Genomic DNA, 25,224 nt, shown 5'->3' on the forward strand with positions numbered 1-25,224 from the left:
CCGGGGAGCGAGCGCAAGAAGGAGCGTCATCTTACTGGCCCAACCGTTCAAGCAATATGGGCACGTGCACCTGGTCGGATTTGTAGTTGCCGGTCAGCATGTACATCATGATGTTGACCCCGGCGCGCAACGCATAGATGCGCTGCATCGGGTCGTTGGGCACGGTCGGCAGCAGCGGGTCGCCATTCTCGTCGACGGCCCAGGCGCCGGCGAAATCATTAGCGGTGATCATGATCGGCGAGACGCCGTCACCGGTACGCACCGGCCGGTTTTCGGCATTGCTGGCGTCGAGCGATGCCTCGACCCAGAGCGGGCTGCCGGCGAAGCGGCCAGGGAATTCGGGCAGGATGAAGAAGGATTTGGTCAGAACATGATCCGACGGCACCGGCTCCAGCGGCGGCACGTTGAGGTTGCCGAGGATGTCGCGCAGCCGCTCGGTGGCGGGGCTGGTCGAGTCGGCGCCGATGCCGTTGGCGAACTGGTCGCGCGTGTCGAACAGCACGGTGCCGCCCTGCTGCATATAGGCATCGATACGGGCAATCGCGGCCTGGCTGGGCATGGCTGCGGCCGGATCGATCGGCCAATAGATGAGGGGAAAGAACGAAAGCTCGTCCTTGGAGATGTCGACGCCGGCCGGCGCGCCCGGCTCGAGCGCGGTCTTCTCAATGAGGAAGCGGGTCAGGCCCTCGAGCCCGGCGCGACTGATCGAATCGTCGCCGGGCACGCCAGTCAGCACATAGGCTATCCGGGTCTTGGAGATGTCCTCTATCGCGGCGGTGTCGCCAGGCTTGGCATCGTCGGCGCGCGCGGGGCCGACATGGCCGAACAGCGCGCCGAGCCCGATCAGAATGGCCGCCATGGTGGTTACGGCCGCAGCGCGGCGCGGCCTGCGCGTCAACAGGCCGCCCATCCAGAACACCGCCAGCGTATCGAGCACCATCAGCGCCAGCGCGGCGGCCACCAGCGCGCCCTTCAAATTACGCGATTCGTCAAAGGCATACTGAATTGTGGTGACCGGGACAGTGATTTGCGGGCGCGCCAGCGGCGCAAGCGTGCTTGTCGCATCGAGCAAATTGTGGGCGAAAACGCCGGCTTCCGAGCCATAGAGGCCGGGCGGGTTTTCGAAGGTCACCGGCAGTGTACCGGCGCCCGGCACCAGCGGGCGCGCATCCGGCGTCGGCGGCACCAGCATTCCGTCGGCCGCTATCATGCGGTAGGGCGCCAGCGAGGTGGCGGCGGCTTCGGCATTGGCGATGGCGGCTCCCTGGTTGCGCGACAGCTGCACGATGCGGCGCAGCATCTCGACGAAGCTGCCTGAGATCGGCAGGTTCGACCAGGTTGCTTCGGGCGTGACGTGGAACAGCACGAGCGTGCCCTTGCCCTTCTTCAGGCCGGTGACCAGAGGCGTGCCGTCGGCAAGCGCTGCCCAGGTGCGCTCGACGATATCGGGCGTCGGTTCGGCCAGCACCTGCCTGGAAACGGTCACCTCGGTCGGCGGCGCCAGATCGGCGAAGGGGCCAGCCTTGGGGAATTCGGTGACCGGCTGCGGCGTGGTCCATGACAATGCGCCGCCGAGCGAGCGTTCGCCGGTGCGCAGACGCACCGGCAGCAGGTCGTCGTCATTGCCGGCGGCGGCCAGCCGCGACCCGGCGAAACGCACCAGGGTGCCGCCCTTTTCAACCCAGTCGACGAGCCTTGGCCTGATCTGTGCGGGAATGGTACCGATATCGGCCATGACGATCATCGCCGGCTTCTGGTCGAGGATCTGCGGAATGGCGTCGGCCAGGTCGGCGCTGGAAGGTTCGACCAGGTCGGCGAAGGGCTGGAGCGCGCGCCTGATATAGTAGAGCGGCGATAGCAGCGGCTGCGCCTGGTCGGCCTCGGCCTGCGACAGGAGCCCGACACGGCGGCGCTTGGAGCTTTCGTCCAGCACGCGCACCGCGCCCGCCTGACGCTCGCCGTCGAGCGCGATCGAGGCGAAATCGTTGCGCAACTCGAACGGCACCGCCATGGTGCCGGTGGCGGTTGATTGGCCGGGTGCGAAAGTCAGCGTCGCATCAGCGATGCGGCGGCCCTTGTCGTCGAAGGCGCCAGCGGTGACTTGCGCCGGGGCCGCATCGCCGGGCGCGCGGATGGCGGTGAGGGCAAAACCGTCGACGTCGTTCTCGGCGCCTGTCAGGCCGGTCAGCGACATCCGGTCGGCAACGGCCCACACGACGCGGGCGGCGTTTTTGGACAGAAGCGTGTTGAAGGCGGCCTCGTCGCCCTTCGCCGCCAGGCCGTCGGCCAGCACGGCGACGCTGGCGCCCGGCAGGCGCTCCAGGGCGGCTGCGACGCGCGCGTAGACCGCCGGTCGGTCGGTCGGGATCGGCCGGGGCTTTGCCGCGCGCAGGCGGTCGAGCGCCGCGGCCGCATCGAAGGGGCCGATCTCGGCATTGGGTTTTTCGGCGGTGAAGGCGATGATGATCGGCACGCCGTTCGAACCGGCGTCGGCGATCAGCCGCTCGGCGGTTGCGATGCGCTTGTTCCAGTCGGCGGCGCTTGCCCAGCCATTGTCGACGACCAGCGCCAGGGCCGCGCCCTCGGCCGGCAGTTTCTCGCGCGGATTGAAGACCGGTTCGGCAAGGGCGGCGACGATGAGCGCCGCCATCAGCAGCCTGAGCAGCGTCAGCCACCAGGGGCTCTGCTGCGGGGTTTCCTCGCGCTTCAGCACGCGCGCCAGGATCTTCAGCGGCGGAAACACCTCGGTCTGCGGCCTGGGCGGGGTCAGCCTGAGCAGCCACCAGATCACCGGCAGCGCCAAAAGACCCCACAGCAGCATGGGCGCGCCAAAGGAAAGCGGCAGCCAGCTCATGCGACGGCCTTTCCTGGCTGATCGCCACTAGCGATCATGCCGCCGCGATCGCCAGCGATCGGCCTGGGCTGATCGCCACCAGCGATCATGCCGGCGCGGCCAACAGCGGTCAGCCCGGGCTGACCGCCATCGGTCATCGCCATGTGCAGGCGTACCAGGGCGTCGGAAGCCAGCCGATCGGTGTGGTTGACGGTGAAGCTCCAGCCGAGCCGCTTGCACCAGCTGGCCAGTTCCTGGCGTCGGGCGCCATAGAGCAGGCGATACTCATCGGCCAGCATCTCGGCGCGGCCGGCGGTCAGCTTCTCGCCGCTCTCCGGGTCGGTGAATTCGGTGCGGCCGGCATAGGGGAATGTCTCCTCGGCCGGGTCGGCGACCTCGATCAGATGCGCGCGCACGCCATGGCGGGCGAGCACGTCGAGCCAGGCCATGGTTTCCTCGACCGGGTCGAGGAAATCACTGGCGATGACGATGTCGCAGAAGCGGCGGATGCCGGAGAGATCGGGCTTGGCCGGCAAGTCGCCGGCATGCATGAGCTGGGCGGCGATGCGCTCGGCGCCGTTGCGGGCGGTGAACGGATCGGTAAGGCCGGGCCAGGCGATGCGCTCACCGCTACGGGACAGCAGCTCGGCCATGGCCAGCGCCAGCACCAGGCCGCGCGATTGCTTGGAAACGGCGGCACCGGTCGATTTGTAGAGCATGGACGGCGAGGGGTCGGCCCACAGCCACACCGTATGGGCCGCTTCCCATTCGCGGTCGCGCACATAGGTGTGGTCGTCGCGGGCCGAGCGGCGCCAGTCGATGCGCGAGGAATCGCCTTCGACATAGGGCCGGAACTGCCAGAAATTCTCGCCGATGCCGCGCTTGCGGCGGCCATGCCAGCCGGCGATCACGGTGTTGACGATGCGGCGCGCCTCGACCAGCAAGTCGGGCACGAGCGAAGCCCGCAACCGGCCGCGGGCGAGCGCGTCGCGCGTCGCTGCCGGAGCCTGGAGCTCGCCGATGCGCGCCATCAAATCCCTTTCACGAGCTTGGCCACCACATCGCGCACGCTGGTGCCTTCGGCGCGGGCGGCGAAGGTCAGCGCCATGCGGTGCTGGAGCACCGGCTCGGCCAGAGCCCGCACATCGTCGACCGACGGCGCCAGCCGCCCATCATAGAGCGCGCGCGCCCTCGTGCACAGCATCAGTGCCTGGCTGGCGCGGGGACCCGGGCCCCAGGCGACATGCCTGTCGGTTTCGGCGTTGCCCTGGCCGGGGCGCGCCGAGCGCACCAGGGCCAGGATTGCCTCGACCACGCTTTCAGGCACCGGCATGCGGCGGATCAGCGTCTGGATATCCCTCAGCCGCGCCGGCTGCAGCACATTCTGTGCCTTCGCGTCCTCGACCCCAGTGGTTTCCAAAAGGATGCGGCGCTCGGCCTCGAGTTCGGGATAGAGGATGTCGACCTGCATCAAAAAACGGTCGAGCTGTGCCTCGGGCAGCGGATAGGTGCCTTCCTGTTCCAGCGGGTTTTGCGTCGCGAGCACATGGAAAGGCGAGGGCAGGTCGTGGCGGGCACCGGCAATGGTGACGTGATACTCCTGCATGGCCTGCAGCAGCGCCGACTGGGTGCGCGGCGAGGCGCGGTTGATCTCGTCGGCCATCAGCAACTGCGCGAAGATCGGCCCGGAAATGAAGCGGAAGGAGCGCTTGCCGAATTCGTCCTGCTCCATCACCTCGGAGCCGAGAATGTCCGAGGGCATCAGGTCGGGGGTGAATTGGATGCGGCGCGAATCGAGGCCGAGCACGATGCCCAGCGTCTCGACCAGCTTGGTCTTGGCGAGGCCCGGCACGCCGACCAGCAGCGCGTGGCCGCCGGCCAGAAGCGCCACCAGAGCGCGTTCGACGACACTTTCCTGGCCGAAGATGATGCGACCGACCCCGTCGCGGACCCTGGAAATGTCGGCCAGCGCCTTCTCGGCCTCGGCGATCATGTCTTTTTCGCTGATCGGGCTTTCCTTGACCATCACGCTCATGCAGCATCGATCCTTGTGGTTGGAAATACCAGCTTGACGCAGAATGCCGCGATTCGGCTCCGTCTGGCGCCTGCCTTCAAATTTAAATCACAGAGTTAGGCTGACAAGCGCAACAACAGTGACTATTTCGTGACGATGGCAGAGGGCTCCGAACAAAGACAGCAAAGCCTGGCGGCCGCGACCGAGGCGCGCGGCCTCGAGGCGCTGATCTCGCGTGCGGCCCGCGCCGGCAAGGGGCCGGCCCCGGTGGAGCGCTGGAATCCCGACTTCTGCGGCGATTTGGATATGGAAATCAAGGCTGACGGCACCTGGTTCTATCTCGGCACGCCGATCGGCCGCATGCCGCTGGTACAGCTTTTTTCCTCGGTGCTGCGCAAGGACGCGGACGGCAGGACCTATCTGGTGACGCCGGTGGAAAAGGTCGGCATCCGCGTCGCCGACGCACCCTTCATCGCCGTCGAGATGGATGTCTCGGGCAGCGGCGAGGGCCAGATCATCACGTTCCGCACCAATGTCGGCGACGTCGTCGAGGCCGGACCGGAGCGGCCGCTGCGCTTCGTCGACGAGCACGAGACCGGCGGGCTGAAGCCTTATGTGCTGGTGCGCGGGCGGCTGGAGGCGCTGGTGGCGCGGCCGGTGATGTACGAACTGGTCGAGCATGGCGAGGAGATCGAGATCGGCGGCAGGTTGATGTTTGCCGTTCGTTCGAAAGGCCAGGCCTATCCGATCATGCCGGCCGACAGGCTGAGGCAGCTGAGCGCGTGACGGACAGTTCATGATGGACCAGGTGACGCCGACGCCCTTTTCCATTGCCGATTTGCGCGCGCGCTTTGCCGCGCAGCCGCAGGCGCATGCCGGCGACGACTATGGCGATCATCGCTTCAATCCAGGCCATCCGCGCCTCCACCGGGCGAAACCGCTGCGCGAAGCGGCGGTGCTGATCCCGATCGTCGATCACCAGGACGATGCCACGGTTCTTTTGACCAAGCGGGCCGAGACGCTGCGCAACCATTCCGGGCAGGTGGCCTTTCCCGGCGGGACGATCGATCCGACCGACGCCAGTCCGGAAGCGGCGGCGCTGCGCGAGGCTTTCGAGGAAATCGGCCTTGGCCGGGACCATATCGAGGTCATCGGCCGCATGCCCGATTATGTCGCGGGCAGCGGTTACAGGATCGCGCCGGTGCTGGGCATCGTGCGGCCGCCTTTCCAGTTGACACTCAATGCCGAGGAGGTCGACTTGGCCTTCGAAGTGCCGCTGCGCTTCCTCATGGATCCGGCCAACCACATCAGGGACAGCCGCATTTGGAACGATCTCGAATGGTTCTTCTACGATATGCCCTATGGCGACCGGCGCATCTGGGGCGTCACCGCCGGCATCATCCGCACGCTCTATGAAAGGCTCTATGGGTGAAGGTCTCGATCGCCGACAGGGCCGACTGGCTCGGCGACAAGCATCTGCAGCGCCTGCTTGCCATTCTGGCGAGCGGCGGCGAGGCAGCGCGGGTCGCCGGCGGCGCGGTGCGTAACACGCTGATCGGCCAGCCCGTCGCCGACATCGACATCGCCACCACCTGCCTACCGCAGGAGACAATCCGCCGCGCCGAGGCGGCGAGGTTCAAGACGGTTCCGACCGGCATCGAGCACGGCACGATCACCGTGATTGCCGGCGGCAAGCCTTATGAAATCACCACGCTGCGCGCGGATATCGAGACCGACGGCCGCCGCGCCAAGGTGTCGTTCGGGCGAGACTGGAAGCTTGATGCCGAACGGCGCGACTTCACCATCAATGCGCTCTACGCGGAAGCCGACGGCACGGTCGTCGATCTGGTCGGCGGCGTCGCCGACATAGAGGGGCGCCGGCTGCGCTTCATCGGCGATCCGGAAGCGCGTATCCGCGAGGACTATCTGCGTATCCTGCGCTTTTTCCGCTTCTTCGCCTGGTATGGCGAAGGCCGGCCGGACGCCGAGGGGCTGAAGGCTTGCGCCCGGCTGAAGGGAGGGCTCGTGCAGCTCTCGGCCGAGCGCGTCTGGTCCGAACTCAAGAAGCTGTTGTCGGCGGCCGATCCGTCCCGCGCGCTGTTGTGGATGCGGCAGGCAAGCGTTTTGACCAGCGTGCTGCCGGAAAGCGAGAAATGGGGCATCGACGCGATCCACGGCCTGGCCAGAGCCGAGAAGGATCTGGGCTGGACCGCGGACCCACTGCTCAGGCTGGAGGCGATCGTGCCGCCGGATGCGGCGCGCATGAAGACGCTGGCCGAGCGGCTGAGACTGTCGACGGCGGAAGCAAACCGTTTGCGCGACTGGGCGCTTACGCCGGGAATCGAGCCGAAAACGACCGAAGGCGAACTGGCCAAGACGCTCTACCGCGGCGACCGGCAGGGGGTCGTCGACCGGCTTCGCCTGTCACTCGCAGCGGCACGGGTGCGCGCGGTGGACCAGACCGATGCGCTCATCGAGGCAGGCGGCTTTTCCCGACTTCTCGCCTTCGCATTGAGATGGGAAAGGCCCGTGTTTCCGCTCAAGGGCGCCGATCTGACGGCGATCGGGGGGATGCCCGGGCCAAAACTCGGCGCGATCCTCAGGAATCTCGAAGCGGAATGGGTCGATGCCGGGTTTGGGCCCGATCGCGACGCGCTGCTCAAGCGCGCCGCGCAGGCCCTGAAGGCCGGATAAAGCATCAGTCAACGCAATCCGGGCGGAAATCGCCGCGATTTCCGGAACTTGCTCCAAATCAGGCGGCGTCGCGGACCTTCTCGATGCGCGAGCGGATCGCTTCGATCATCGTTTCGCGGATGATCGTCTCGCCATGCGTCTCGCGCATATGTTCGACGGCACGGCGCATGACCTCGGCTTCCTCTTCGGCGCGCGTGTGCCATTCACAACCTGGAACGAGCGAGCCGCAGTGGAATTCCTTCATGGGATTTCTCCTTTTCCTCCATGGAGTCCGGTCGACCGCCCTGCAAAAGGCGGCAGGGACTCCGCATCTTCTTGGCGCGTTGTCCGACCTTGAGACTGGTTGGACCACGAGCGGGTGAAACCATAACACAGATGGGGTGGCATTGATTGCCGTCAACGACAAAAAGGCGGAGCAGCGCTGCTCCGCCCTCTTACGCCAGCCCTATGGGCAGGTCATCACTTCATGATCTTGACTGCCTCGGCAACCTTATCCTTGCCGCTCATGTCCCATGAAACTCTGACCTTCTCGCCGACCTTCAGGCCAGGATCCTTGAAGGTCCGGGGAAGCGTAAAAGACGATCCATTGTCGAGAACCAGGCTTTTGGACGCCGTATCAAAGGTCTTGATCGTGCCGGTGGTGTGCTTGACGGCGGCGAATGCCACCGAACCGGAAGCAAGAATGGCAACCGCTGCGGCCGAAACAATGATCTTGCGCATTGCGAAGTACTCCTGGAAAGCGCGGGCACCCTTTTGGCAGAGGTGTCCCGCATCGTCCTGGGCCGTCCGGTTGCGTCGAGTCGCGATCCGCTTCGTTCTGACGCAATTCCGAACGGAGAACCGCTCTGCACTCCTGGAATTGCGCAGGCGAACCGCCGGCGCTTCCCGACCCGTCCCGACAAATAGCCTAGTCTTTTCCGATGCCTATTAGACGAAAAAGAAACTTTGCGACGGCTCCCGCGCCACATTCGGTGCCCATTTCGCAGCGAATGGGACATCAATGCGGCTCACGGCGCGCTCACCATCTTTTTACGGCCAGCGAGCCTCCGGCGGCAGGCTGGAGAGGATCGAGGCGACGTTTCCGCCGGTTTTCAGGCCGAAGATGGTGCCGCGATCGTGAAGCAGGTTGAACTCGACGTAACGGCCGCGACGGATGAGCTGTTCGTCGCGGTCGCCATCGGTCCAGTTCTCGTTAAAATTACCCCGCACCAGATGGCCGTAGACCACGAGAAAAGCGCGCCCGACATCCTGGACGAAGTTGAAATCGGCATTCCAGCCGCCTTTGTCCTCGCCCGAATGCAGCCAGTCGAAAAAGATGCCGCCGGTGCCGCGCGGCTCGTTGCGATGCGGAAGGAAGAAATACTCGTCGCACCAGGCCTTGAATTTCGCATGGTCGGCGATGCCGGCGTTCTTCTCGCAGGCGAACTGCATGGCGCGGTGGAAGGCCATTGTGTCAGGGTCGTCCTGTGTGCGGCGTCGGTCGAGCACCGGGGTGAGGTCGGCGCCGCCGCCGAACCAGTGGCGCGAGGTGACGACCATGCGCGTATTCATGTGCACGGCCGGAACGTTGGGGTTCCAAGGGTGCGCGATCAGCGAAATGCCGGATGCCCAGAAGCGCGGGTCCTCCTCGGCGCCGGGCATCTGCTTCCTGAATTCGGGCGAGAATTCGCCGTAAACCGTCGAGGTGTGGACGCCAACCTTCTCGAAGACTCGGCCGTGCATCATCGACATGGTTCCGCCACCACCCTTGCCGGAATCACGCTCCCACGGCGTCCTTTCGAACCGACCCGGCGACCACGAAGCGAGCGGGCCCTGGAGATCCTGCTCGATCTGCTCGAAAGCACCGCAGATGCGTTCGCGCAATGCCTCGAACCACAGGCGTGCCTTCATTTTCTTTTCTTCGATGTCGGCGGGCAGGCCAGCCGGTATTTCAGGTCGTTCCAAGTGCTGTCTCCGGTTTCGGGGCGGCCGGCCCCTACAAATGACTCGTCTTTTGCCGGCGCGATCCCTAATCTCTTAGGGGAAAGGGTCAAGTCTGATCTGATCGGAGCAAGGAGACCTTCGTGCGCACCCCGGCAAGACCGCCGTTGGATGGCCTGAAGAAAAGGCTCGATCAAAGCCGGGCTGAACGCGCGCGCATGCCGCGCGACGGATTTTTGCGCGAAACCTTCGTCCTGCCGCGTTCAGACGCTCGCCTGAAGGCAAAGGAATGGTTCGAGCGCTTCCCCAAGCAGGCTTACTGGACCGAGATCGAAAGCTGGTTCGAGCGGCCGGGCGATTTGATCGAATTCACCATAAGGCGCCTGCCGGCGGCGGATTAGGATTTCCTCGCCCTGTTTACGGGGACAACCCAATACAGGCGCGGCCCCTTGTATCCGCCTTCACTACGCTCAGGCACCTTCTCTCCGTGAACCGAGAGAAGGAAGAACCAGCCTTCTCGCCCCTGTTCCTTCCCTGGCCAGCCGGTCATCCTTGTTGCGGAGCGGACATTTGTCGATCGACATGCAGCCGCAGCCGATGCAGTCGGTCAGCCCGTCGCGCAATTTCTTCAATTGACCGATCTTGCGGTCGAGCCCGTCGCGCCAGGCGGTCGACAGCAGGCTCCAGTCGTCGCGCGTCGGGGTGCGGCCCTCGGGTAGGGATTGAAGCGCCGTCGCTATCTCGGCCAGCGAAATGCCGACCTCCTGCGCGATCTTGATGATGGCCACGCGCCTTAGCACGTCGCGGCCGTAGCGGCGCTGGTTGCCTGACGTGCGGTGGCTGCGGATCAGGCCGCGAGCTTCGTAGAAATGCAGCGCCGACACCGCGACACCGCTGCGCGCGGCCACTTGGCCAACCGTTAATTCCGCTGCTGGCGCCATCTCGCACTTTTCCGCTTGACCTCAAGTTAAGTTGAGCTTGTAGCGAAGAAGCCATCGACATGCAAACGACAGGAGATGGCGATGTGCGCCTGGGTGAGAATGACGGGCGAGGGCCGTGTCGCGGGCGCCGGCGGGACCGTGGCCGCCGCTTCAGCGGATGGCATTCTGGCCCAGTTGTCGCGTGGCTTCGCCGGCCACCATGGCGGCGGAGAGCGCCACATTGATGCTGCGCGCGCCGGCCTGCATCGGGATCGTCAGCCGCGCGTCCGCCGCCTGATGGACCGGATCCGGCACGCCTGCGGATTCACGGCCGAACAAAAGGATATCGCCAGTGGCGAAGTTGAAGCTGGTGTATGGGGTCGCGGCCTTGGTCGACAGCAGCACCAGCCGGCGCGCGCGGGCCTTGCGCCACTCCTCGAAGGCGTGCCAGTCGACATGCCGGGTCAGGGCAGCCATTTCGAGGTAATCCATGCCGGCGCGCCTGAGCGCTTTATCGGAGAGCGGAAAGCCGGTCGGTTCGATGATGTCGACGCCGATCCCGAGGCAGGCGGCGAAGCGCAGGATTGTGCCGGTGTTGCCGGCGATGTCAGGCTGGTACAGGGCGATGCGGAGACGGTCGTTCATTTCCGCATCCTTCTATTAAGTGGCAAATCGGCCACAGCGGCTTCGCGGTTTTGGAAATTGCTGGACCTGCGGGTGGCCATTTTCTGCGAAGTCGGGTATACAGCGTACATTGTCAACCCGAACCGAAGGAGGGGTAATTCATGATGACCATGCACATCCAGCACCCTCTCCGTGGGCTTACATGCCCGCTGGCGGTTTCGGTACGACGGTTCTCCTGATCTCTTAGACGCTTCCGCACCGATTTCCGCCGAAACCATTCCCTGGTCTTCGAAGGAATCCTGCGATGTTTTTCAAGCTGCCGAAGGGGCCGATGGCCCCGCCCCAACGCGTCTCGACTGATCAGCCGCCGATCCCGCGGCAGGACGTCGAACACCCTTTTTATCTCTATTTTCACACGGAGGACGGACCGATGTTCGATCCCTACAGAATACCGGGCTCGAGGAGCCTGCATATCCACCGGCTGCCGACCTGGGCGCTGCTGATCGGCGAAACGTATTCGTCGGCGGTCCACGCCGAGGTTCGCCGGCGTCCGCATCGCGGCATGCTGCCCGATGTCGATTTCTCGCGCGCGGTTCCCGACCCGAGCCGGCCCTCGTTGGTGCGCCGTATCATCCGGGCGATCCGGCCGGGCGCGAAGATCCGCCTTGTCGACACCGCACCGTCAGGATCAACAAAAGAGCCTGTCGGCGAAAAGCCCGCGAACCCCTATATAGCGCGAAGCAAGGCCGACGGTCCGGATGATTCCGGACCGTCGGCCCTCGGCGCCATGCGGTCCGAGGACTTCGTACGTTCACGCGCCGCGTGAGCGGAAACAGATTTCATGAGCATGACCTATGTTGTTGTTTAGCTGGTTTGAAAAAAGGCTCGATCCGTTCCCGGGCGCGGAGCCGGTCGAGCCGCCCAAGACGCTGGTTGCCTTCTGCCTGCATTACACGCGCGGCGCATGGCCCTATATCCTGGTCGATGCGGTGCTGGTGGCGGCAATCGCCATCGCGGAAGTGTGGATGTTCGGCTTCCTCGGCCGCATCGTCGACTGGCTTTCGGCGCAGAACCGCGAAACCTTCCTGCAGACGGAGGGCTGGAAGCTCGCCAGCATGGCCTTCATCGTGCTGTTCGCGCTGCCTGGCACGGTATGGCTGCATTCGCTGCTCAACCAGCAGACGCTGATGGGCAACTATCCCATGCGTATCCGCTGGCAGGTGCATCGCTATCTGCTCAAGCAGTCGATGAGCTTCTACCAGGACGAATTCGCCGGCCGCATCGCCACCAAGCTGATGCAGACGGCGCTCGCCGTGCGCGAATGCGTGATCAAGGTGATCGACGTCCTGAACTACGTCATCGTCTATTTCCTCGGCATGCTGCTCATCGTCGGCTCGGCCGACTGGCGGCTGGCCGCACCGCTCGGCGTGTGGATGGTCGGCTACATCCTTCTGCTGCGCTATTTCATTCCTCGGCTGGGCAAGGTCGGCGAGGAACAGGCCAATGCGCGCTCGGTCATGACCGGCCGCGTTGTCGACAGCTACTCCAACATCCAGACGGTCAAGCTGTTCAGCCATGCCCGCCGCGAGGCCTCCTTCGCCAAGGAGGGCATGATGGGCTTCCTCGACACGGTCTACCGGTCGATGCGGCTGGTGACGGTGCTGTTCGGCTCGCTCTACATCCTGAATGCGCTTCTCCTGTTCTCGGTTACCGCCATCTCGTTGTGGCTGTGGCTGGGCCAGGCGGTGACGATCGGCGCGGTCGCCGTGGTCATCGGCCTGGTTCTGCGGATGTGGGGCATGTCGCAGTGGATCATGTGGGAAATGTCGGGCCTGTTCGAGAATATCGGCACGGTGCAGGACGGCATCGCCTCGATTTCGCTGCCGCGCCTTGTCGAGGACAGGCCCGGTGCGAAGGAGATCACGGTCTCCAAAGGCGAGATACGCTTCGAGGACATCCGCTTCCACTATGGCAAGCAGAAGGGCGTCATCGAGAACCTGTCGCTGGCGGTGAAGCCGGGCGAGAAGGTTGGCATTGTCGGCCGCTCCGGCGCCGGCAAGTCGACGCTGGTCAATCTTCTGCTGCGGTTCTACGACCTCGAAGCCGGCCGTATCCTGATCGACGGCCAGGAGATCGCAGCGGTGAAACAGGATTCACTGCGCGCCCAGATCGGCATGGTCACGCAGGACACCTCGTTGCTGCATCGTTCGGTGCGCGAAAACATCCTCTATGGCCGGCCCGACGCCAGCGACGACATGCTTGTCGAGGCTGCGCGGCGCGCCGAGGCGCTGGACTTCATCGCCGGGCTTTCGGACCATAGCGGCCGCAAGGGATTCGATGCCTATGTCGGCGACCGCGGCGTCAAACTGTCCGGCGGCCAGCGGCAACGCATCGCCATCGCTCGCGTTATGTTGAAGGACGCGCCCATACTTATCCTTGACGAGGCGACGTCGGCGCTGGATTCCGAGGCGGAAGCGGCCATCCAGGAGAACCTCTACAAGCTCATGCAAGGCAAGACCGTCATCGCCATCGCCCACCGGCTGTCGACCATCGCGGCGATGGACAGGCTTGTGGTGATGGACCAGGGCCGCGTCATCGAGGAAGGTTCGCACGAGGAATTGGTGGCCAAGGGCGGGCTCTACGCGCAGCTCTGGCAGCGCCAGTCGGGCGGTTTCCTGCTGGATGACGGCCCGATCGGTGTCGCAAGCGACGTTGTTGCCAATGACGTTGGCGCAAAGGGACAAGCCGCTGAATGATGGCCGCCGCCGCATGATGACAGCCGTCTATCGCTGGTTCGAGAACTGGGTCTATCCGTTCAGGGAGCCCACGAATCTTCGGCCGCCGTCCGGCGTCGCCGGTTTTCTCTGGCACTATGTCGGCCAGGCCAAGTTCGCCTTCTTCGCCATGCTGGTCATCGGCGGCATCGCGCCGCTGGTCGAGGCCGGGCTGTTCTACTTTGTCGGGCGGCTGGTCGACATCCTTGACCAGCTTCCCGGCGAACGCAGCTGGCATGCGCTGTGGACGGCCGCCGGGCCGGAACTTGTGTTCATGATCGTCGTGGTGCTGGTCGTCCGCACCATCGTCGTCGGCCTGTCGGCCCTGGTCGACGAGCAGACGATCACGCCTGGCTTCTACAATCTGGTGCGTTGGCAGGCGCACCGGCACGTGTCGCGCCAGTCCTACTCCTTCTTCCAGAACGATTTCGCCGGCCGCATCGCGACAAAAGTCTGGCAGGCTGGGCAAGCGACCGGCGACCTGATGGAAAGCTTCATCGAGGTCGTCTGGTTCATGATCGTCTATACGGTGACGACGCTGGCGCTGGTCGCGGGGCTCGATATCAGGCTCGCAGTGCTGGTGGTGATCTGGATCGCGGCCTTCGCCTGGCTGGCCAGGCTCTATCTGCCGGCAATCCGCAAACATGCCGAGGCGACCGCCGAGGCGGGGTCGATGATCACCGGCCGCATCGTCGATTCCTACTCCAACGTACAGACGCTGAAACTGTTCTCCGCCGATGGCGACGACCGCTACATCAGGAGCGGCTTCGACATCTATCTCGACGCGTTGCGCCCGTTCACGCGCCGGCTGACCGGCGTGCGCATGGCGCTGACGACGCTGTCGGGCATCATGATCACGGCGATCGGCTGCTTTGCCGTCTATCTCTGGGTCGAGGGCTCGATTACCGTCGGCGCGGTCGCCTTCACGCTATCGCTGGTGCTGCGGCTCAACATGCTGCTTGGCCGGCTGATGATGCAGCTCAACAGCATCCTGCGCAATCTCGGCGTGCTGGAGAATTCCAAGGCGCTGATCTCGCAGCCGCTCGGTTTGGTCGACGCACCCGACGCCCGGGAACTGGTCGTGGCCGGCGGGCGCATCGAGGTGAAGAATGTCGAGTTCCACTACGGCAAGGGGTTCGGCGTGCTCAACGGCATCGATCTCGTGGTGCGGCCGGGCGAGAAGGTCGGGCTGGTCGGGCCGTCCGGCGCCGGCAAGACCACGCTCGCCAACCTTATCCTGCGGCTGTACGAACTCGAAGGCGGAAAGATCGCCATCGACGGCCAGGATGTCTCGCAGGTGACGCAAAATTCGCTGCGCGCCAATATCGGCGTCGTCAGTCAGGACACAGCGCTTTTCCACCGTTCGCTGCGCGACAATATCAAACTCGGCATGCCCGACGCCACCGACGCGCAGGTGATCGCGGCGGCCAGGAAAGCCGAGGCGCATGATTTCATCCTGACCTTGCGCGACAATCGCGACCGACAGGGCTACGAGGCCTATGTCGGCGAGCGCGGCGTCAAACTGTCGGGCGGCCAGCGCCAGCGCGTGGCGATCGCGCGTGTCTTCCTCAAGGATGCGCCGATCCTGATCCTGGACGAGGCGACCTCGGCACTCGATTCCGACATCGAGGCGGCGATCCAGGAAAACCTGACGCGGCTGATGGAAGGCAAGACGGTCATAGCCATCGCCCACCGGCTGTCGACCATCGCCGCGCTTGACCGCCTCGTCGTGCTCGACGGCGGCCGCATTGTCGAACAAGGCACGCATGACGAACTGGTGGCGCTCGACGGGCTCTACGCGCGGCTGTGGAAGCGTCAGTCCGGCGGCTTCCTCTATCACGAGGAAAGCGTGCTGGAAGAGACGCGGCCGGCGGAGTAGCGGCATGGGCGCGACCGACGAGATCGGCTATCTGCTGAAACGGCTGCGGCCGACGACACCGGCCTTCGATACGCTGATGGAAGAGAGCCGGCGGGAGGGCTACTGGATGCTGGTGCGGCTTCGCGACGGCTGGGCAAGCGGCCGCAACAAGTTCCTGAAAAGAGGCGAGGCACTGTTCGGAGCCTGGCACGGCGGAGAACTCGCCGGCGTGTGCGGGCTGAACATCGATCCTTATTTCGAGGGCAGGGACCATGGCCGGGTCCGGCATTTGTTCGTTGGCGCGCGCCATCGGCGCACGGGCCTTGGCCGGATGCTGGGCGAGACCGTTGTCGACAGGGCTCGTCACCATTTCGCGGTGCTCAACACCCGTGCGCCGCAGGACGCCTTCGGCTTCTATGAGCGGCTTGGCTTCGCGCCGGTGGCGGGCGAAGAATTCGTCACGCACCGGATGATTTTCGCGAAAGGAGGTTGAAAATGTCCTTGCGCCCGCCGTCCCGTCTGACCAGTGCCTCGGCCGCCGAAGCCGCCTTCGACGCGCTCGGCCATGAAGTCCTTGCCGAGAAGGCGGCGGCGCTCGGCCGCGCCGGACAGCGCGTCGAAGAAACGCTGGCCCGGCTGCGCAACAATGGCGACGAGCAGTTGCGTCCCAGGCTGCTCAAGGAGGCGGCGGTGGCGGTGCATGGCTATTTCATTCAGCGCGAACTGTGCGGCCTTCGAAAGCACGATGCCGTCATCCGCGAATACAACATCCCGACGGCGGTGCTGGTCAGGCTCGGCGCCATGTAGGGTTGGCGCTTGCCGCGCCGATTTCCCTGTGGAATCTCGCCAGGCGGCTGGCGAGCGCTTCGGGGTTCTCATCGGGGACGAAGTGCCCGCTGTCGGCAATGATGTCGCCCTCGACATTCGAAAGCCCGGCGGCCCTAAGGCCCTCGACATAGTCGCCGATATCGCCGGACTCGGCCGAGCCCCTGAGATACAGCACCGGAATCGCTGTAGGCGTCGCGGGCCGTGCAGCATTGGCTTTGGCATCTTCGGGGAAGGCGCGATACCAATCGAAACCGGCCTGGAGGCTTTCAGGCCGGGAATAGGCTCTCGCATAGATTTCCCTGGCCTGCGCCGGGATCGATGTCCGATCCTTCGAAAGCACATTGAAGAAGAAGTCGAAATAGGTGCTTTGGTGGCCGCTCACCAGCGTTTCCGGTAGCGCCGGGACGGCATGGAAGGCAAAGTGCCAGATCCGCGGATTGCGAATGACCTCTTCCCATGGCGCGACACCCGGAACAGCGACATCCATGATCGCCGCGCCGGAAAGGATCTCGGGATGGTCGCGCAGCAGGGCGAACACGATCTGGCCGCCGACATCATGACCGGCCGCCAAGAGGTGCCGCAGCCCGCAGGCCTCGGCAACGCCTCTCATCAGCCTCGCCAGAGTTCTCTTGTCGCCGGCCTCAGGCATGCCTTGCGAGCCGCCGATGCACGGCAGGTCAGGTGCGACGACACGGTACTCGGCAGCCAGCCGGCCGATCACCCCTTCGAACGCATAGGAGCTTTGCGGCCAGCCGTGCAGCAGCAGGAATGCAGGCGCTTCAGCCGGGCCCGCCTCGCGGATCGCTATGCTAAGCCCTTCGATTTCGATGTTCGAGGTTTGCATGTCCTGACCCTGCCGGCTGCCTATGCCATAGATCTAGGCGGCGATCGGAAGACCGACAGGGCTGGATTGTTTGACCCGTTTGCGGACGGAAACCGTTTCATACTTTTCCAGGAATTGCGCTTTTCCAGGAATCACCTGGTCCTGGATCACTCCAGCCATTGGGTAATGAAAGTGCCGTTCTCGTGGATGTCGGTCGTTTCCAGCGGGCCGGGGCCGAGATTGGTGAATTTGTGCGGCGTGCCGGGCGGCACGATGACGATCTGGCCGGCAGAGGCCTCGATCTCCTCACCGCCGACCGTGAACAGGCCGATGCCCTGGCGGATGATGAAGATCTCGGCGTAGGGATGGGAATGCAGGCGCGGTCCGCCGCCGGTCTCCGGCAGGTAGTTGAAGATCAGGCAGGAGTTGGAACCGTAGGGGGCACATTGCAACTCGCCCTTCCAGCGGTCGGGGCGAACAGCCCATTCCTCGCGGTCTATGACATGCGCCATGGGGGCAGGATAGACCCCCGGAGCCAGGTGTCGAGGCGAGGCTGGCCCCCGGATTCGCTACTGTTTCCCGGCTGTTTGGCGGTGTTTCACGGTCATCCGCCGCCTTGTCGCGCGGTGCCGGATTTCGTCCCCGCGACAATCTGCCCTTGTGCCTTCACCCGTCTGGACAAAAACGGGCTTCACGCATAAACCGAAGTCCAAATGCCGGAGGAATTCGCTAGCCTGTTCGCCATGCGCTGTCGGGTTGGCGTGAATGAGCGGGGAACAAGGCTCGCCCACCGGCACGGAAGAGGCGAAAGGATCAGGCACCCGTGAGCGCAACCGACACCCAGGATCCCAACCGTCGAGATTTTCTCTACGTCGCCACCGGCATGGCCGCCGTGGTCGGCGCGGGCGCCGTCGCGTGGCCGTTCATCGACCAGATGCGCCCCGATGCCTCGACGCTGGCGCTCGCCTCGGTCGAGGTCGACGTCTCCTCGCTGACGCCGGGCATGTCGCTGATCGTCAAGTGGCGCGGCAAGCCGGTGGTGGTGCGCAACCGCACCGAAAAGGAGATGAAGGACGGCGAGGCCGTCAATCTCGCCGATCTCAAGGATCCGATCGCCCGCAACGCCAACCTGCCGGCCGACGCGCCGGCGACCGACGCCAACCGCACCACGCCCGGCAAGGAAGCCTGGATGGTGATGGTTCAGGTCTGCACGCATCTGGGCTGCATTCCGCTCGGCCAGGAAGGCGATTTCGGCGGCTGGTTCTGCCCGTGCCACGGTTCGCAATACGATACCGCCGGCCGCATCCGCAAAGGCCCGGCGCCCGAGAACATGGCTGTGCCGGTATTCAAGTTCATTTCCGATACCAAGATCCTTATCGGTTGAGGCAGGGGATATTTCGATGAGCGAGGGACACTCGACCTATACGCCCAAGACCGGTATCGAGCGCTGGTTCGATGCGCGCATGCCTCTGCCGCGGCTGATCTATGACAGCTTCGTCGCCTATCCGGTGCCGCGCAACCTCAACTATGCCTGGACCTTCGGCGGCATCCTGTCGATCATGCTGGTGGCGCAGATCCTGACCGGGATCGTGCTGGCCATGCACTACACATCCGACACCAATCTCGCTTTCGATTCGGTCGAAAAGATCATGCGCGACGTGAATTCCGGCTGGCTGCTGCGCTACATGCATGCCAACGGCGCCTCGTTCTTCTTCGTCGCGGTCTACATCCATATCTTCCGCGGCCTCTATTACGGCTCCTACAAGGCGCCGCGCGAGCTGCTGTGGATCCTCGGCTGCATCATCTACCTCCTGATGATGGCGACCGGCTTCATGGGCTACGTGCTGCCGTGGGGCCAGATGAGTTTCTGGGGCGCCACCGTCATCACCGGCTTCTTCAGCGCCATTCCACTGGTCGGCGACTGGATCCAGCAGCTTCTGCTCGGCGGTTTCGCGGTCGACAATCCGACCCTCAATCGCTTCTTCGCGCTGCATTACCTGCTGCCGTTCATGATCGCCGGCGTGGTCGTGCTGCACATCTGGGCGCTGCATGTCGTGGGCCAGTCGAACCCGACCGGCATCGAGGTGAAGTCGAAGACCGACACCGTCGCCTTCACCCCTTACGCGACCATCAAGGACGCGTTCGGCATGATCGTGTTCCTGTTCTTCTTCGCCTATTTCGTCTTCTACCTGCCGAACTATCTCGGCCACCCCGACAACTACACGGTCGCCAACCCGCTGAAGACGCCGGCCCACATCGTTCCGGAATGGTACTTCCTGCCGTTCTACGCGATCCTGCGCGCCATCACCTTCAACATCGGGCCGATCAACTCCAAGCTCGGCGGCGTGCTGTGCATGTTCGGCGCCATCGCCATGCTGTTCCTGGTGCCGTGGCTCGACACCTCCAAGGTGCGCTCGGCGGTCTACCGGCCCTGGTACAAGCTGTTCTTCTGGCTGTTCGTGGCCGATGCCATCCTGCTTGGCTGGCTGGGCTCGCAGCCGGCGGAAGGCAGCTACGTGTTCATGGCGCAGATGGCGACGCTGTTCTACTTCGCCTTCTTCCTGATCATCATGCCGGTGCTCGGCCTGATCGAGACGCCACGCAGGCTGCCGAACTCGATCACCGAGGCGGTGCTCGAGAAGAACAAGGGCGGCAGCGGGCATCCGGCGGGCGCCACGGCCGCACCTGAGACCAAGGGCTGAGCGGTAGAGAATCTAAGGGGATTTGGCATGAAAAAGATTCTCACCTCGCTTGCGCTGATCGGCCTTGTGGCCGCCGGCCTTGGGGCTACGGGCACCTGGGCGACCGCGGCCGAAGAGGCGCATAACGCGGCGGCGCCGACGCATTTCCCGATCAACGAACCGAAGGAAATGGACTGGAGCTTCACCGGCCCGTTTGGCACCTATGACAAGGCGCAGCTGCAGCGCGGCCTCAAGGTCTACAAGGAAGTCTGCTCGGCCTGCCATTCGATGAACCTGGTGGCATTCCGCACGCTTTCGGACCTCGGCTATTCCGACGCACAGATCAAGACGCTGGCGGCCGAGTACACCATCCATGACGGCCCCAACGACGCCGGCGACATGTTCGACCGTCCCGGCAAGCCGTCGGACCATTTCCCGGCGCCGTTCGCCAATGAGGAAGCCGCGGCAGCCTCGAATGGCGGCGCAGCCCCGCCCGACATGTCGCTGCTGGCCAAGGCGCGGGGCGTGGAGCGCGGCTTTCCGCAGTTCGTCTTCGACATCTTCACCCAGTATGATGCCGGCGGCCCTGACTACATCCACTCGCTGCTGACCGGCTACGACCAGACGCCTCCGGCTGGAATGGTCATCCCGGAAGGCACGCACTACAATCCGTACTTCATGTCCGGCGTGTCGCTGAAGATGCCCAAGCCGCTTTCCGACGGCCAGGTGACTTATGACGACGGCGCGCCGCAGACCGTCGACCAGTACTCCCGCGACGTCGCCGCTTTCCTGGCGTGGGCGGCTGAGCCGCATATGGAAGCCCGCAAGAAAACCGGCTTCCGGGTGCTGGTGTTCCTGCTCCTGTTCGGCGCACTGGTCTACATGACCAAGCGCAAGGTTTGGGAAGCAGTCGCGCACTAAGCCGCGCGGCCGGAGATTGAAGAAAGGGCGCCCGCGAAGCGCCCTTTTTGCTTGCCGAAGAGGCTGGCGCGTGAGGTGATCGCTTTGTTGTCGAACAAGCCGGTTGGCAGCGCGGCAGGCGATTGCTATTCGACGCCCCGACGGCGGCGAAAGCTTTGCCGCCTATAGGGCGTTTGGGGTTCCATGATGCGGCTCAGCGACTGCCACAACTTCTCCGATTTCCGCCGCATGGCGCAGCGGCGGCTGCCGGGGCCGATCTTCAACTACATCGACGGCGCGGCGGACGACGAGATCACCTATCGCCGCAACACCGAGAGCTTCGAAACCTGCGATCTCGTTCCCAACGTGCTGCGCGGGGTGAACGAGATCGACATGTCGGTGACCGTCATGGGCCAGAAGCTGGCGATGCCGTTCTACTGTTCGCCGACCGCTCTCCAGCGGCTGTTCCACCATCAGGGCGAACGGGCGGTCGCCAGGGCCGCTGCAAAATACGGCACCATGTTCGGAGTTTCCTCGCTCGGCACGGTCAGCCTCGAGGAAGTCCGAAAAATCAGCAGCGGCCCGCAGGTCTATCAGTTCTACTTCCATCGCGATCGCGGCCTCAACCGGGCGATGATGCAGCGGGCACGGGAGATCGGCGTCGAAGTGATGATGCTGACCGTCGACAGCATCACCGGGGGAAACCGCGAGCGCGACAAGCGCACCGGTTTTGCGATTCCCTTCAAGCTCAACCTGGCGGGAATGGCGCAGTTCGCGATGAAGCCTGCCTGGGCGATCAACTATTTCACGCATGAGGCGTTCAAGCTGCCGCAGCTGGACGAGCATATCGACATGGGCGGCGGCACGATGTCGATCAGCCGCTACTTCACCGAAATGCTCGATCCGTCGATGACGTGGGACGACGTCGCCGAGATGGTGAGGCTTTGGCCGGGACCGTTCTGCCTCAAGGGCGTCATGTCGGTGGAGGATGCCAGACGCGCCGTCGAGATCGGCTGCAAGGGCATCGTGCTGTCGAACCATGGCGGCCGGCAACTGGACGGTTCGCGCGCGGCTTTCGACCAGCTCGCCGAGATCGTCGATGCGGTCGGCGACCAGATCGACGTCCTCATGGATGGCGGCGTGCAGCGCGGCACGCATGTGCTAAAGGCGCTGTCGCTCGGCGCCAAGGCCGTCGGCGTCGGACGCTACTATCTGTTTCCGCTGGCGGCGGCGGGCCAGCCTGGCGTCGAACGCGCACTCGAACAGATGCGCATCGAGATCGAACGCGGCATGAAGCTGATGGGGTGCAGCTCGATCGAACAGTTGACCCGCCAGAATTTGCGTTTTCGGTGATGGCCATTGCTTCGATGCGAAAGATCGCAGCGCCGGCAGAGGCAAGCCTTTGGACGTATATGCTCCTTTCGCCGGATGCGCTTGTCTCGGCCGCCACATCGCGCTAGCCGTTGTCGGTCGCGCCGGGTTAGGATTTGGCGCTGCGCCATTTCACGCCTTTCCGCCGAAACTGGACCACCCGGAGCCGCCTCATGAAACCTTCGCTCGAAGACACGCTGCTGGCGGCCATCCGCACCATTCCGGACTATCCCAAGCCCGGCATATTGTTCCGCGACATCACCACGCTGCTTGGCAACGCGCGCGCTTTCCGCCGCGCCATCGATGAGCTGGTGCATCCCTATGCCGGCGAGAAGATCGACAAGATCGCCGGCATCGAAGCGCGCGGCTTCATCCTCGGCGGCGCCGTCGCCCATCAGCTCTCCGCCGGTTTCGTACCGATCCGCAAGAAAGGCAAGCTGCCTTATGAGACAGTGCGCGTCGCCTACAGCCTGGAATACGGGCTGGACGAGATGGAGATGCACAAGGACGGCGTGTCGCCGGGCGAGAAAGTGATCCTGGTCGACGATCTGATCGCCACCGGCGGCACGGCGGAGGCGGCGGTGAATCTCCTGCGCCAGATCGGCGCCGATATCCTTGCCGCCTGCTTCGTCATCGACCTGCCGGATCTCGGCGGCCGCGCCAAGCTGGAAGCGCTCGGCGTGCCAGTGCGGACGCTGATCGGGTTCGAGGGGCATTGAGAGAGCAGTTCTTCCTTCTCTCCCTGGGAGAAGGAAGAGGCGCCATTACTCCACCTTGACCAGCACGGCGCTTTCGAACTCCAGTACCTTGTCGCCGGTCGAATCGAAGGCTTCCGAGCGCAAGGTCAGCACCCGCCAGCCCGGACGTGAGGCGATCGGGCGGTGGGAAAGGGCGGTGCGGGTGAAGGTCACGGTCTGCCCGGCATAGACCGGCTTCAGCCATTTCAGGTTCTTGAAGCCGGGCGAGGGGCCAAATTCGGGCGTCGGGCCAGGGCCGCTCCACTCGGCGTCTATGCGGGTTTCGAGGTTGAGTTTCATCCAGGTGGCGGCGGTATGCCAGCCGGACGCACACAGCCCGCCCAGCACGCTCTTCTTCGCGGCATCCTCATCGACGTGGAAGACCTGGGGGTCGTATTTGCGGGCGAAGGCCTTGATCGCCTCGGCTTCGAACGTATGAGAGCCCAGCGTGACGGTGGTGCCGACGCGGAAGAATTCGTCGAGCATCATGCAAGGCTCCCCGCGGCATTGCGCGTGAGGAACATGACGGAATTCTCGAGCTCGAAGACGCTTTCGCCGCGTTGGTTGACCAGCTCGCTGCGCATGGTCACGAAGCCGAGCTGCGGCTTCGATTTCGAAGGACGCTTGGCCAGGACGACGAGGCTGCCCTTGAGCGTGTCGCCGGCCAGCACCGGCTTCTTCCATTTGACCTGATCGACGCCGGGCGCGCCCTGGCAGGTCGAGTCCAGCAGGAAGGCATCGCATAGCATGCGCATGAACATGGCGCAGGTATGCCAGCCCGAGGCCGAGAGGCCGCCCAGGATGCTTGCCTTGCCGGCCTCCTCGTCGAGATGCATCGGCTGGGCATCGAATTCGCTGGCGAACTCGATGATCTCGGCCGCGCTCACCTGTTTGGTGCCGAGGTCGAACGAGGCTCCTTCGACGAAGTCCTCATAGGCCCATGTCTTTCCAGTCATGGCGTGGAATCCGGTTGCCGAACGCGCGATCCACATGGATCGGCAACCCGGATGCAGGCCGGACGGCGTTTGGTCAAGCCCTTTCTGGTGAGCCAGCCGCGGGCGCCCGGCCGGCCGTTGCGTCATAACCAGCCGCGGCGGCGGAAATACCAGAAGGGCAGGATCGCCGACAGAACCATCATGGCGATCGCGAACGGATAGCCGAGCTCCCATTTGAGCTCGGGGATAACGTCGAAATTCATGCCGTAGATCGAGGCGACCAGCGTTGGCGGCAGGAAGATGACGGCGGCGACCGAGAAGATCTTGATGATGGCGTTCTGCTCGATCGAGATCATGCCGAGCGTGGCGTCGAGCAGGAAGGAGATCTTCTGCGACAGGAAGGTGGCGTGGTCGGCAAGAGAAAGCACGTCGCGCGACAAGGTCTTGATGCGGGCGCGGACGTCCTTGCTCATCTTGGCCTGGGTCGCGACATGGGCGAGGAAGCCGGCCAGCCGCTGCAAGGAGATCAGGCTGTCGCGCACGGAGGAAGCGATGTCCTCCTTGCGGCCGATGCCCTTCAAGAGTTCCTGGAAATCACGGTTGCGCTTCGACACCTTGGTCGATCGCGCCTCGAAAATGTCGCGCGAGATCGCTTCGACGTCGCGGCCGGCGCGCTCGAGGATGTCGGCGAGCCGGTCGACGATCGCTTCCAGCAGGCCGATCAGGATGGTGTCGCCGCTGGTGCAGCCAGTCGCCACCTTCTCGGCGCGCAAAGGGAAGGTCTTGAACGCTTTCGGTTCGTGATAGCGCACGGTGACCAGCCTATTGCCGGCGAGCGCGAAGGTGACCGGCGAGATCAGGGGATCGTCGACGTCGGTCTGGGCGGGCAAGGTGGCGGTCATGAAGTAGGCGCCGTCCTCGATATAGAGGCGGCTGGAAATCTCGATCTCCTCCATCTCCTCGCGGGTCGGAATGGCGATGCCGAGCCAATTCTCGATTGTAGCCTCTTCGTCCTTGGTCGGATTGAAGAGATCGGCCCAGACGACCTTGTCGCCATTGGCCAGGAGATCGTCCGTGAGACGCAGGCGATCATTGTCCACGACGAAAGCCTTGATCATCGCCAGATCTCCTTGCCGGAAAGCGCGTTCGGATTGCTGCGTCGTATCGGATCGCACTAGCCTTCGTGCGCCGAGCCTGTGCCCGCCGCTTAGACTTGCGGCATGACAAAATCAAGACAAGCCGGACTTGGGGCCGACACCAGGGGCGCTCAGAAAAATTCGTCGAGCAGCCGGCAGCATGAAAGCTTCGACGG

The 25,224-nt window shown here is 64.3% G+C and carries 27 protein-coding genes; 14 read left to right on the forward strand and 13 right to left on the reverse strand.

Features of this window, described 5'->3' with window-relative positions; genetic code table 11:
• Nucleotides 1–31: 31 nt before the first annotated feature.
• From FJ972_RS10255 to FJ972_RS10265, 3 genes are read right to left on the reverse strand one after another with little or no spacing between them, the layout of a single operon-like run.
• Entirely contained in the window at nucleotides 32–2,854 is a 2,823-nt protein-coding gene (locus FJ972_RS10255) for a DUF4159 domain-containing protein (RefSeq protein WP_140524922.1), read from the reverse strand.
• Entirely contained in the window at nucleotides 2,851–3,864 is a 1,014-nt protein-coding gene (locus FJ972_RS10260; RefSeq protein ID WP_140524921.1) for a DUF58 domain-containing protein, read from the reverse strand. Before FJ972_RS10260 ends, FJ972_RS10255 begins: the two co-directional genes overlap by 4 nt.
• Nucleotides 3,864–4,868: an AAA family ATPase gene (locus FJ972_RS10265; RefSeq protein WP_140496049.1), complete on the reverse strand. Its 1,005-nt coding sequence runs from the start codon at nucleotides 4,866–4,868 to the stop codon at nucleotides 3,864–3,866. The genes FJ972_RS10260 and FJ972_RS10265 overlap by 1 nt, the downstream gene beginning before the upstream one ends.
• Nucleotides 4,869–5,003: 135 nt before the next feature.
• Here FJ972_RS10265 and FJ972_RS10270 point away from each other — a divergent pair, with 135 nt between their 5' ends.
• From FJ972_RS10270 to FJ972_RS10280, 3 genes are read left to right on the forward strand one after another with little or no spacing between them, the layout of a single operon-like run.
• Entirely contained in the window at nucleotides 5,004–5,633 is a 630-nt protein-coding gene (locus tag FJ972_RS10270; protein WP_140517010.1) for a DUF1285 domain-containing protein, read from the forward strand.
• Nucleotides 5,634–5,646: 13 nt separating this feature from the next.
• On the forward strand, nucleotides 5,647–6,279 hold the full coding sequence (locus tag FJ972_RS10275) for a CoA pyrophosphatase (RefSeq protein ID WP_140524963.1): 633 nt from the start codon (nucleotides 5,647–5,649) through the stop codon (nucleotides 6,277–6,279).
• Nucleotides 6,276–7,541 (forward strand): CCA tRNA nucleotidyltransferase, encoded by a 1,266-nt coding sequence (locus FJ972_RS10280; protein ID WP_140524920.1) that lies wholly within the window; start codon nucleotides 6,276–6,278, stop codon nucleotides 7,539–7,541. Before FJ972_RS10275 ends, FJ972_RS10280 begins: the two co-directional genes overlap by 4 nt.
• A 58-nt stretch (nucleotides 7,542–7,599) precedes the next feature.
• On the opposite strand, the gene FJ972_RS10285 is transcribed toward FJ972_RS10280, so the two are convergent.
• The 3 genes from FJ972_RS10285 to hemF all read right to left on the reverse strand — a co-directional run bounded on the left by FJ972_RS10285 (nucleotide 7,600) and on the right by hemF (nucleotide 9,485).
• A complete protein-coding gene (locus FJ972_RS10285) occupies nucleotides 7,600–7,785 on the reverse strand; it encodes a DUF1059 domain-containing protein (RefSeq protein WP_140496047.1) in 186 nt (61 codons plus the stop codon).
• A gap of 215 nt (nucleotides 7,786–8,000) precedes the next feature.
• The gene (locus FJ972_RS10290) at nucleotides 8,001–8,261 is read right to left on the reverse strand and encodes a DUF1344 domain-containing protein (RefSeq protein ID WP_140524919.1); all 261 of its coding nucleotides are present in this window, start codon (nucleotides 8,259–8,261) and stop codon (nucleotides 8,001–8,003) included.
• A 309-nt stretch (nucleotides 8,262–8,570) separates the two neighbouring features.
• Complete coding sequence (gene hemF, locus FJ972_RS10295) at nucleotides 8,571–9,485, reverse strand: oxygen-dependent coproporphyrinogen oxidase (RefSeq protein ID WP_140524918.1); 915 nt, start codon at nucleotides 9,483–9,485, stop codon at nucleotides 8,571–8,573.
• Nucleotides 9,486–9,604: 119 nt separating this feature from the next.
• Here hemF and FJ972_RS10300 point away from each other — a divergent pair, with 119 nt between their 5' ends.
• Complete coding sequence (locus FJ972_RS10300; protein WP_023770299.1) at nucleotides 9,605–9,862, forward strand: hypothetical protein; 258 nt, start codon at nucleotides 9,605–9,607, stop codon at nucleotides 9,860–9,862.
• A gap of 69 nt (nucleotides 9,863–9,931) precedes the next feature.
• On the opposite strand, the gene soxR is transcribed toward FJ972_RS10300, so the two are convergent.
• Complete coding sequence (gene soxR / locus FJ972_RS10305; protein WP_140496043.1) at nucleotides 9,932–10,402, reverse strand: redox-sensitive transcriptional activator SoxR; 471 nt, start codon at nucleotides 10,400–10,402, stop codon at nucleotides 9,932–9,934.
• 150 nt (nucleotides 10,403–10,552) lie between these two features.
• Complete coding sequence (locus FJ972_RS10310) at nucleotides 10,553–11,026, reverse strand: tRNA (cytidine(34)-2'-O)-methyltransferase (RefSeq protein ID WP_140516924.1); 474 nt, start codon at nucleotides 11,024–11,026, stop codon at nucleotides 10,553–10,555.
• A gap of 283 nt (nucleotides 11,027–11,309) precedes the next feature.
• Here FJ972_RS10310 and FJ972_RS10315 point away from each other — a divergent pair, with 283 nt between their 5' ends.
• Genes FJ972_RS10315 through FJ972_RS10335 form a run of 5 tightly spaced genes read left to right on the forward strand, consistent with a single transcriptional unit; the run spans nucleotide 11,310 to nucleotide 16,444 of the window.
• Nucleotides 11,310–11,831: a hypothetical protein gene (locus FJ972_RS10315; protein WP_181168391.1), complete on the forward strand. Its 522-nt coding sequence runs from the start codon at nucleotides 11,310–11,312 to the stop codon at nucleotides 11,829–11,831.
• Between the two features lie 28 nt (nucleotides 11,832–11,859).
• Nucleotides 11,860–13,761 carry an ABC transporter ATP-binding protein gene (locus FJ972_RS10320; RefSeq protein WP_140524917.1) on the forward strand — a complete coding sequence of 634 codons (1,902 nt, stop codon included), beginning with the start codon at nucleotides 11,860–11,862 and terminating at the stop codon, nucleotides 13,759–13,761.
• 13 nt (nucleotides 13,762–13,774) lie between these two features.
• Entirely contained in the window at nucleotides 13,775–15,658 is a 1,884-nt protein-coding gene (locus FJ972_RS10325; RefSeq protein ID WP_140524916.1) for an ABC transporter ATP-binding protein, read from the forward strand.
• Between the two features lie 4 nt (nucleotides 15,659–15,662).
• Complete coding sequence (locus FJ972_RS10330; RefSeq protein WP_140524915.1) at nucleotides 15,663–16,130, forward strand: GNAT family N-acetyltransferase; 468 nt, start codon at nucleotides 15,663–15,665, stop codon at nucleotides 16,128–16,130.
• A gap of 2 nt (nucleotides 16,131–16,132) precedes the next feature.
• Nucleotides 16,133–16,444 carry a DUF6665 family protein gene (locus tag FJ972_RS10335; protein WP_140524914.1) on the forward strand — a complete coding sequence of 104 codons (312 nt, stop codon included), beginning with the start codon at nucleotides 16,133–16,135 and terminating at the stop codon, nucleotides 16,442–16,444.
• Here the strand turns inward: FJ972_RS10335 and FJ972_RS10340 are convergent.
• On the reverse strand, nucleotides 16,425–17,309 hold the full coding sequence (locus tag FJ972_RS10340) for an alpha/beta fold hydrolase (protein ID WP_140496038.1): 885 nt from the start codon (nucleotides 17,307–17,309) through the stop codon (nucleotides 16,425–16,427). The genes FJ972_RS10335 and FJ972_RS10340 overlap by 20 nt on opposite strands.
• A 146-nt stretch (nucleotides 17,310–17,455) precedes the next feature.
• The gene (locus FJ972_RS10345; RefSeq protein WP_140496037.1) at nucleotides 17,456–17,800 is read right to left on the reverse strand and encodes a cupin domain-containing protein; all 345 of its coding nucleotides are present in this window, start codon (nucleotides 17,798–17,800) and stop codon (nucleotides 17,456–17,458) included.
• Between the two features lie 311 nt (nucleotides 17,801–18,111).
• Here FJ972_RS10345 and petA point away from each other — a divergent pair, with 311 nt between their 5' ends.
• The 5 genes from petA to FJ972_RS10370 all read left to right on the forward strand — a co-directional run bounded on the left by petA (nucleotide 18,112) and on the right by FJ972_RS10370 (nucleotide 22,959).
• The gene (petA, locus tag FJ972_RS10350) at nucleotides 18,112–18,672 is read left to right on the forward strand and encodes a ubiquinol-cytochrome c reductase iron-sulfur subunit (RefSeq protein ID WP_140496036.1); all 561 of its coding nucleotides are present in this window, start codon (nucleotides 18,112–18,114) and stop codon (nucleotides 18,670–18,672) included.
• 16 nt (nucleotides 18,673–18,688) lie between these two features.
• Nucleotides 18,689–19,990, forward strand: a complete 1,302-nt coding sequence (locus tag FJ972_RS10355; protein WP_140496035.1) for a cytochrome b — start codon at nucleotides 18,689–18,691, stop codon at nucleotides 19,988–19,990.
• A 27-nt stretch (nucleotides 19,991–20,017) separates the two neighbouring features.
• Nucleotides 20,018–20,890, forward strand: coding sequence for a cytochrome c1 (locus FJ972_RS10360; RefSeq protein WP_140524913.1), 873 nt, complete (start codon nucleotides 20,018–20,020; stop codon nucleotides 20,888–20,890).
• Nucleotides 20,891–21,076: 186 nt separating this feature from the next.
• Complete coding sequence (locus tag FJ972_RS10365; protein WP_140524961.1) at nucleotides 21,077–22,222, forward strand: alpha-hydroxy acid oxidase; 1,146 nt, start codon at nucleotides 21,077–21,079, stop codon at nucleotides 22,220–22,222.
• A 191-nt stretch (nucleotides 22,223–22,413) separates the two neighbouring features.
• Entirely contained in the window at nucleotides 22,414–22,959 is a 546-nt protein-coding gene (locus FJ972_RS10370; protein ID WP_140496033.1) for an adenine phosphoribosyltransferase, read from the forward strand.
• 45 nt (nucleotides 22,960–23,004) lie between these two features.
• Here FJ972_RS10370 and FJ972_RS10375 read toward each other — a convergent pair whose 3' ends face one another.
• From FJ972_RS10375 to corA, 3 genes are all read right to left on the reverse strand, one after another.
• Nucleotides 23,005–23,466 carry a MaoC family dehydratase gene (locus tag FJ972_RS10375; RefSeq protein ID WP_140524912.1) on the reverse strand — a complete coding sequence of 154 codons (462 nt, stop codon included), beginning with the start codon at nucleotides 23,464–23,466 and terminating at the stop codon, nucleotides 23,005–23,007.
• On the reverse strand, nucleotides 23,463–23,933 hold the full coding sequence (locus FJ972_RS10380) for a MaoC family dehydratase (protein WP_140496031.1): 471 nt from the start codon (nucleotides 23,931–23,933) through the stop codon (nucleotides 23,463–23,465). The genes FJ972_RS10375 and FJ972_RS10380 overlap by 4 nt, the downstream gene beginning before the upstream one ends.
• 122 nt (nucleotides 23,934–24,055) lie before the next feature.
• Nucleotides 24,056–25,030 (reverse strand): magnesium/cobalt transporter CorA, encoded by a 975-nt coding sequence (corA, locus tag FJ972_RS10385; RefSeq protein WP_140516906.1) that lies wholly within the window; start codon nucleotides 25,028–25,030, stop codon nucleotides 24,056–24,058.
• Between the last annotated feature and the right edge of the window lie 194 nt (nucleotides 25,031–25,224).

It is taken from the genome of Mesorhizobium sp. B2-1-1 (assembly GCF_006442975.2).
Classification (GTDB): domain Bacteria; phylum Pseudomonadota; class Alphaproteobacteria; order Rhizobiales; family Rhizobiaceae; genus Mesorhizobium.